Genomic DNA, 6122 nt, shown 5'->3' on the forward strand with positions numbered 1-6122 from the left:
GCGGTGAACTCGCCGGTGCGGTCGAGCAGCCGGACGTACGCGCCGTGGACCGGCTCGCCGTCACGGGTCACCTGACCCTGGATGACTGCTTCCTTGGCGACGTCGACGCCGGCGAGCGAGAGCCCGCCCTCAGTTGCTCCGCACATGCTCAGGCCTCCCCGGGCTCGTCGCCGGTGACGACCGGGACGCCGACGAGCGAGCCGTACTCGGTCCACGAGCCGTCGTAGTTCTTGACGTTCTCCTGGCCGAGGAGCTCCTTGAGCACGAACCAGGTGTGCGAGGAGCGCTCGCCGATGCGGCAGTAGGCGATGGTGTCCTTGCTCCAGTCGACGCCGGCCTCGGTGTAGATCTCCTTGAGCTCCTCGTCGGAGCGGAAGGTGCCGTCGTCGTTGGCCGCCTTGGACCACGGGACGTTCGCCGCGGTCGGGATGTGACCGGCGCGCTGGGCCTGCTCCTGCGGGAGGTGAGCCGGGGCGAGGAGGCGGCCGGCGAACTCGTCGGGCGAACGCACGTCGACCAGGTTCTGGGTGCCGATGGCCTCGACGACCTCGTCGCGGAAGGCGCGGATCGAGTGGTCCTGCTCCTGCGCGGTGTAGGTGGTCGCCTCACGGGTGACGGCCTCGTCGGTCAGCTCGCGGGAGTCGAGCTCCCACTTCTTGCGGCCGCCGTCGAGCAGCTTGACGTCCTGGTGGCCGTAGAGCTTGAAGTACCAGAAGGCGTACGCGGCGAACCAGTTGTTGTTGCCGCCGTAGAGCACCACGGTGTCGTCGTTGGCGACGCCACGCTCGGAGAGCAGAGCGGAGAACTGGTCCTTGTTGACGAAGTCGCGACGGACCTGGTCCTGCAGGTCGGTGGTCCAGTCGAGCTTGATGGCACCCTTGATGTGGCCCTTGTCGTAGGCGGTGGTGTCTTCGTCGACCTCGATCAGCACCACCTTCGGGTCATCGAGGTGCTCCTCCACCCACTGGGCGGAGACGAGGGAGTTCTCGCGGGTCATCTAGGTACCTTTCGTTATGTTTCTTGCGTTCAGGGGACTAGGCGAAACGCCTGATCAGCAGGTAGATCTCACAGCCGAGGCAGAACCGGAAGACGGCATTGAGCACGGCCGCCACCAGCGCGAGGCCGAGGGCGATCTGCGCCACGAGCGTGGCGCCGAGGAGGTAGCCCACGAGCGCGACCGCGAGGAAGGCGAGGCCGACGCCCTGGGCGAACCGGGGCGGTGCCGGGTCCTCGAGCTCGTCCGGTGCCCCGAGGCGGGGTCGTACGAACTTCTTGAAGAGCCAGGCATGGGGGGTCCGCTGAACGCCGAGACCAGCCCCGATCGCGAAGAGCACCGTCTGGATGACCGTCACCACGAGAGCCCATGGCTGCGGAAGCAGCAGAGCCAGGATGAGTACGACAACGGTCAGCGCCGCAGCGAACTGCGGGCCACGCGGGTCGATTCCGGTCTGCGTCGCCGTCTGGCTTGAGGTCTCGGACATAGGTGTGCTCCTGCGAGAGTGGAGGGGAGGTCGTCAGGAAGAGCCTGACAGGCGAAAGCGATCCCCGGTGTCGACTGCGTCGACAAATCTCAGGGAATCAGCGGCAGGAACGACACAGCGCCGAACGCACGCGGCAGTGATCCACTGCGCGGCGCTTGGTCAGCATGGTCGAGAACATGCGATGACAGTAGCGCGATGCTCGACGGGCACGAAACGAATGTCTCGAAATGCGGACCGTCGTGTCAGGATTCGAGATCGTAGGTCGGGATCGCGCTCAGGACCTGCTCCTTGCGCGGGGCACCGGAGGCCCGGGCGACCTCGTTGCCGGCGCCGTCCAGCACCAGCGTCGTAGGAGTACGCAGGATGTCGAGGCGGCGGACCAGGTCGAGGTGATGCTCGGCGTCGATCTCGAGGTGGACCACGCCCGGAACGATCTCGGCGACCTCACCCAGGATCCTCCGGGTCGCCCGGCACGGCGCGCAGAAGGCGCTGGAGAACTGCACGAGGGTCGCGCGCGCACCGAGCTCGGGCTCACCCAGCGCATCGGTGACCGCATCCCACGCGTGCGGCTCGGGTGCGTGATCCTCGTGGGCCACGTGGAGCTCCTTCGTGCCTCGGAAGCGGCCGTCGGTGAGCAGCCGGAACAGGCCGAAGGCGAGCGCGACGGCTATCGCGATGACGGCGATCCAGGCTCCGGTGCTCATATGACCATTCAACCGGTAACCCGCCCCGCTCATTCCCCCGAGGCGCGCCGAAGCTTCTCGTTGGCAGCTTTCAGGCGGCGTACGTCCTCCTCCAAAGCCAGCACGCGAGCGATGCCGGCGAGGTTGAGACCGTCGGCGAGCAGGTCTCGGATGCGGACGAGGCGCTCGATGTCGGCGATGGAGTAGAGCCGGGTGCCGCCGGCGGTGCGCGCAGGGTCGACCAGGCCCCGGCGCTCGTAGACGCGGAGGTTCTGGATCTGCATGTCGGCCATCTCGGCGGCCACCGAGATGGCGTAGACAGCCCTGGTTCGCTCCTTCACGCGATCAATTCTGACATGTGCACTTGAAATCTCCTAGCAGCTGGAATATATAAAAGGTGTATCCGCTGATATAGATCCCGTGAGGAGGGAATCATGCTGATCCGAAGCACCGATCCGTTCCGCGACTTCGATCGCATCACTCAGCAGCTCCTGGGCGGGGGCACCACGAACCGCCCGGCCGTGATGCCGATGGATGCCTGGCGCGAGGGCGACCGCTTCGTCATCGAGTTCGACCTTCCTGGCGTGAGCCCGGACACCATCGATCTCGACGTCGAGCGCAACGTGCTCACGGTCAAGGCCGAGCGGGTCGCCAAGAACGGCGACTGGCAGATGCTGGCCAACGAGCGCATGCGCGGCACCTTCAGCCGTCAGCTCGTGCTCGGCGACAACCTCGATCTCGACCACATCGAGGCGGCCTACGACGCCGGTGTGCTCCGTCTGGTCGTGCCGGTCGCAGAGAAGGCCAAGCCGCGCAAGATCCAGATCGCCACGAGCCCCAAGTCGGAGCCCGCCGCGATCGAGGGCTGAGGAGCGAGGACCTGCCCGCCCCGGCAGGCCCTTACGCAGGTGAGTCACCGGGCGCGGGCTCCCCAGCCATCAGTGATCTATCCACCAGCGAACGGAGGGAGGAACTCGACCGTCGACCCCGGTGGGACCTCGATCCCACCGGGGTCGCCCGTTCCCGCGGGACGGTCACCGATGAGTGCCGAGCAGACCTTCAGCACCTCTGGGAGGCGGGTGTCGGCGTGCAGCTCGGCGGCGCGTCGTACCACTTCTGCCAGCGTCAACGGGCCGTCGACCTGGATCTGGTCCGAGGCGGTTCCGGCCGCCGACTTGGCCGCCGCCCAGTAGCGGACCTCTATAACGTTCGTCACTTTCTCGTGGACAACCTTCCTATGTCACCGCGAGGTTTCGTTAATATGGTCCAACGATCACCTCACCGAGGCTCAATGTTGCGTTTCGGTGCTCCTCACATCCTGACCGAGAGGCACCCCCGATGAGCTCGCTTCTGTTGCTGACCAGTTCGCTTCAGCCTTCGGCAGACGTCCTTCCGGGGCTTTCGCTCCTCGGCCACCAGGTGAAGATCCTTCCTGCTGAAGGTAGCGCGCTTCTCGAGGCGCCCGACTCCGACCTGCTGCTGGTGGACGGCCGACAGGACCTCGCCCAGGCTCGCGACCTGTGTCGGCTGATCCGCACCACCGGCACCGACATCCCCGTGCTGCTGATCGCCACCGAGGGTGGCCTCGCGGTCGTCTCCCACGACTGGGGCATGGACGACGTCGTGCTGCACACCTGCGGTCCGGCCGAGCTCGAGGCCCGGATCAAGCTCGCGATCGGCCGCAACTCGGCGGCCCGCGAGGCCTCCGACCCCGAGGCTCACCTCATCCGCTCCGGCGAGGTCGTCGTCGACGACGCCACCTACACCGCCAAGATCGGCGGCCGCCCCCTCGACCTGACCTTCAAGGAGTTCGAGCTCCTGAAGTTCCTCGCCCAGCACCCCGGCCGCGTCTTCTCCCGCCAGCAGCTGCTGCAGGAGGTGTGGGGCTACGACTACTTCGGCGGCACCCGCACCGTCGACGTCCACGTACGTCGCCTGCGCGCCAAGCTCGGCCCCGAGAACGAGACCCTCATCGGCACCGTCCGCAACGTCGGCTACCGCTTCGTGCTGCCCTCGAAGAGCAACGAGGCCGCCGCCGACGGCGCGCGGCTGACCCCGTCTCCTCGCCTGGGGGCCGACGCCTAGGCTGCTCCCATGGCACTCACCGTCGAGCAGGTCCTGGACATCGCGAAAGCGACCGAGGCGTACGACGGGGTGGCGCCGCTCGACGAGGCGACCCTGCTGACGCTGCGCAACCGTCCGGAGGACGCCACGATCTGGGGTGACGTACGTGGCTTCGGGCTGTTGGTCTCGACAGGCTCGACCACCGGTGGAGAGCTGTCGCTGGTGGTGCTGACCCAGCACCGCGGCGTCGGCCTCGGGCGGCAGCTGCTGCTCCGGGCGCCGTCACTGGCGTCCGGCACGACGGCTTGGTCCCACGGCGACAACCCGGCCGCGGCGCGGCTGGCCGCGAAGCAGGGCTGGGAGCGCACCCGCGAGCTGTGGGTGATGCGGCGCCCCGCCACGGGGTTGCCGGCCGCTCCCGAGCCGCCCGAGGGGATCGTCGTACGCGGCTTCGAGCCCGGCGACGAGGCCGAGGTGCTCCGGGTCAACGCCGCCGCCTTCGCGCACCACCCCGAGCAGGGCTCACTGGACGAAGCCGGTCTGCGGGAGCGGATGTCGGAGCCGTGGTTCGACGCATCGGGGCTGATCACCGCGTGGGAGGACGAGAAGCTGCTCGCGTTCCACTGGACCAAGCGCCACAGCGAGACCGAGGGCGAGGTCTACGTCGTCGGCGTCGATCCCGCCGCCCAGGGTCGCGGCCTCGGCAAGCTGGTCACCCTCGCCGGGCTGCGTCATCTGGCAGACGCCGGGGTGGATGCGATCCACCTCTACGTCGAGGGCGACAACACCCCGGCCGTACGTCTCTACGAAGGCCTCGGCTTCACCCGCGCCGCGGCGGACACGCACGTCCAGTACACCCGCGGCTAGTGTCGGGTCACGTGGAGCTGACCGATTCTCAGAGTGACCGGGCCGTCGGGGCCATCGTCGGGACCGCTGTCGCGGACGCGCTCGGGGCTCATTACGAGTTCGACCGGCCGCGGCTCGGCGCCGATGAGAAGGCACAGATGCTGGGCGGCGGGCTCGGCCCGTTCGCGCCCGGGGAGTGGACCGACGACACCACGATGGCGTGGTGCATCCTCGACGCCGCCGCCGGCGGGCTCGACCTGCGCACCGAGGAAGGGCTGACCGCGGTCGCCCGTAACTTCCGGACGTGGGCCGAGTCGGACCCGAAGGACATCGGTAACCAGACCGCACGCGTGCTCAACACGGCCGGTCCCACGTCGACCGCTGCTGACCTGCGGCAGATCTCGGAGAAGCTGCACGAGATGACCGGTCACACCGGCGGCAACGGCTCCCTGATGCGTACGGCTCCGGTCGCACTCCCCTATCTCGGTGACCGCCCGGCCGTCGCCGAGGCGGCCGCGGCGGTGAGCGCGCTCACGCACTGGGACGAGCACGCCCAGTCCGGCTGCGCCCTCTGGTCCCTGGCGATCGAGCACGCGGTGATGCACGGCGAGCTCGACGTACGCTCCGGCCTCTCCCTCCTCTCCCCCGCCGAGGCCGCCTTCTGGACCGAGAAGCTCGACGAGGCCGAGACCGCGCCGCCGGGCACCTTCAACCCCAACGGCTGGATCGTCACCGCGCTGCAGGCCGCGTGGTCATCGATCGCCCAGACCCCGACCACGGGACCTGAGCACTACGTCGAGGCGCTCAACACCGCGATCCGGATCGGCAACGACACCGACACCGTCGCCGCCATCGCCGGCGGCCTCCTCGGCGCCCGCTGGGGCGCCTCCGCCATCCCGGCCGAGTGGCGCGCCCTCAGCCACGGCTACCCCGAGATCTCCGGCAACGTCCTCGCCACCCTCGCTCTCGACGCCGTAGCTGCAGGGCAGGCGCGCTGACCGACGGCACCGTCGGCGGCTGCTACATCAGTGGGCGGCACTTTGTGAAG

General features: G+C 68.5%; 10 protein-coding genes. 4 read left to right on the forward strand and 6 right to left on the reverse strand.

The genetic code is table 11. The features are described 5' to 3' along the window. The 5 genes from ACFVJS_RS25660 to ACFVJS_RS25680 all read right to left on the reverse strand — a co-directional run. On the reverse strand, positions 1 to 146 hold a 146-nt coding region (locus ACFVJS_RS25660; RefSeq protein WP_378886303.1), incomplete at its 3' end, for a DUF1416 domain-containing protein. Positions 147 to 148: 2 nt separating this feature from the next. Continuing rightward, entirely contained in the window at positions 149 to 997 is an 849-nt protein-coding gene (locus ACFVJS_RS25665; protein ID WP_045549622.1) for a sulfurtransferase, read from the reverse strand. A 37-nt stretch (positions 998 to 1034) separates the two neighbouring features. Beyond that, positions 1035 to 1481: a DUF4395 domain-containing protein gene (locus tag ACFVJS_RS25670; protein ID WP_378886288.1), complete on the reverse strand. Its 447-nt coding sequence runs from the start codon at positions 1479 to 1481 to the stop codon at positions 1035 to 1037. A 242-nt stretch (positions 1482 to 1723) separates the two neighbouring features. Further along, entirely contained in the window at positions 1724 to 2185 is a 462-nt protein-coding gene (locus ACFVJS_RS25675) for a thioredoxin family protein (protein ID WP_378886290.1), read from the reverse strand. Between the two features lie 29 nt (positions 2186 to 2214). Next, the gene (locus tag ACFVJS_RS25680) at positions 2215 to 2505 is read right to left on the reverse strand and encodes a MerR family transcriptional regulator (RefSeq protein WP_378886292.1); all 291 of its coding nucleotides are present in this window, start codon (positions 2503 to 2505) and stop codon (positions 2215 to 2217) included. Positions 2506 to 2598: 93 nt separating this feature from the next. On the opposite strand from ACFVJS_RS25680, the gene ACFVJS_RS25685 reads away from it, so the two are divergent. After that, positions 2599 to 3033, forward strand: coding sequence for an Hsp20/alpha crystallin family protein (locus ACFVJS_RS25685; RefSeq protein WP_378886293.1), 435 nt, complete (start codon positions 2599 to 2601; stop codon positions 3031 to 3033). A gap of 77 nt (positions 3034 to 3110) precedes the next feature. Here the strand turns inward: ACFVJS_RS25685 and ACFVJS_RS25690 are convergent, their stop codons facing one another. Then, positions 3111 to 3380 carry a MoaD/ThiS family protein gene (locus ACFVJS_RS25690; protein ID WP_378886295.1) on the reverse strand — a complete coding sequence of 90 codons (270 nt, stop codon included), beginning with the start codon at positions 3378 to 3380 and terminating at the stop codon, positions 3111 to 3113. Positions 3381 to 3502: 122 nt separating this feature from the next. Here ACFVJS_RS25690 and ACFVJS_RS25695 point away from each other — a divergent pair, with 122 nt between their 5' ends. Genes ACFVJS_RS25695 through ACFVJS_RS25705 form a run of 3 tightly spaced genes read left to right on the forward strand, consistent with a single transcriptional unit; the run spans position 3503 to position 6072 of the window. Continuing rightward, positions 3503 to 4249, forward strand: coding sequence for a response regulator transcription factor (locus ACFVJS_RS25695; protein ID WP_378886297.1), 747 nt, complete (start codon positions 3503 to 3505; stop codon positions 4247 to 4249). Positions 4250 to 4258: 9 nt separating this feature from the next. Next, the gene (mshD, locus tag ACFVJS_RS25700; RefSeq protein WP_378886299.1) at positions 4259 to 5095 is read left to right on the forward strand and encodes a mycothiol synthase; all 837 of its coding nucleotides are present in this window, start codon (positions 4259 to 4261) and stop codon (positions 5093 to 5095) included. Between the two features lie 11 nt (positions 5096 to 5106). Next, the gene (locus ACFVJS_RS25705) at positions 5107 to 6072 is read left to right on the forward strand and encodes an ADP-ribosylglycohydrolase family protein (protein ID WP_378886301.1); all 966 of its coding nucleotides are present in this window, start codon (positions 5107 to 5109) and stop codon (positions 6070 to 6072) included. Positions 6073 to 6122 lie beyond the last annotated feature (50 nt).

The organism is Nocardioides sp. NPDC057772, from assembly GCF_042798075.1.
Lineage (GTDB): Bacteria > Actinomycetota > Actinomycetes > Propionibacteriales > Nocardioidaceae > Nocardioides.

Excerpts from the sequence above, each read along its gene's own strand:
- ACFVJS_RS25665 (WP_045549622.1), bottom strand. The coding sequence starts at position 997 with ATGACCCGCGAGAACTCCCTCGTCTCCGCCCAGTGGGTGGAGGAGCAC.
- ACFVJS_RS25670 (WP_378886288.1), bottom strand. The coding sequence starts at position 1,481 with ATGTCCGAGACCTCAAGCCAGACGGCGACGCAGACCGGAATCGACCCG.
- ACFVJS_RS25685 (WP_378886293.1), top strand. The coding sequence starts at position 2,599 with ATGCTGATCCGAAGCACCGATCCGTTCCGCGACTTCGATCGCATCACT.
- mshD (WP_378886299.1), top strand. The coding sequence starts at position 4,259 with ATGGCACTCACCGTCGAGCAGGTCCTGGACATCGCGAAAGCGACCGAG.
- ACFVJS_RS25675 (WP_378886290.1), bottom strand. The coding sequence starts at position 2,185 with ATGAGCACCGGAGCCTGGATCGCCGTCATCGCGATAGCCGTCGCGCTC.
- ACFVJS_RS25695 (WP_378886297.1), top strand. The coding sequence starts at position 3,503 with ATGAGCTCGCTTCTGTTGCTGACCAGTTCGCTTCAGCCTTCGGCAGAC.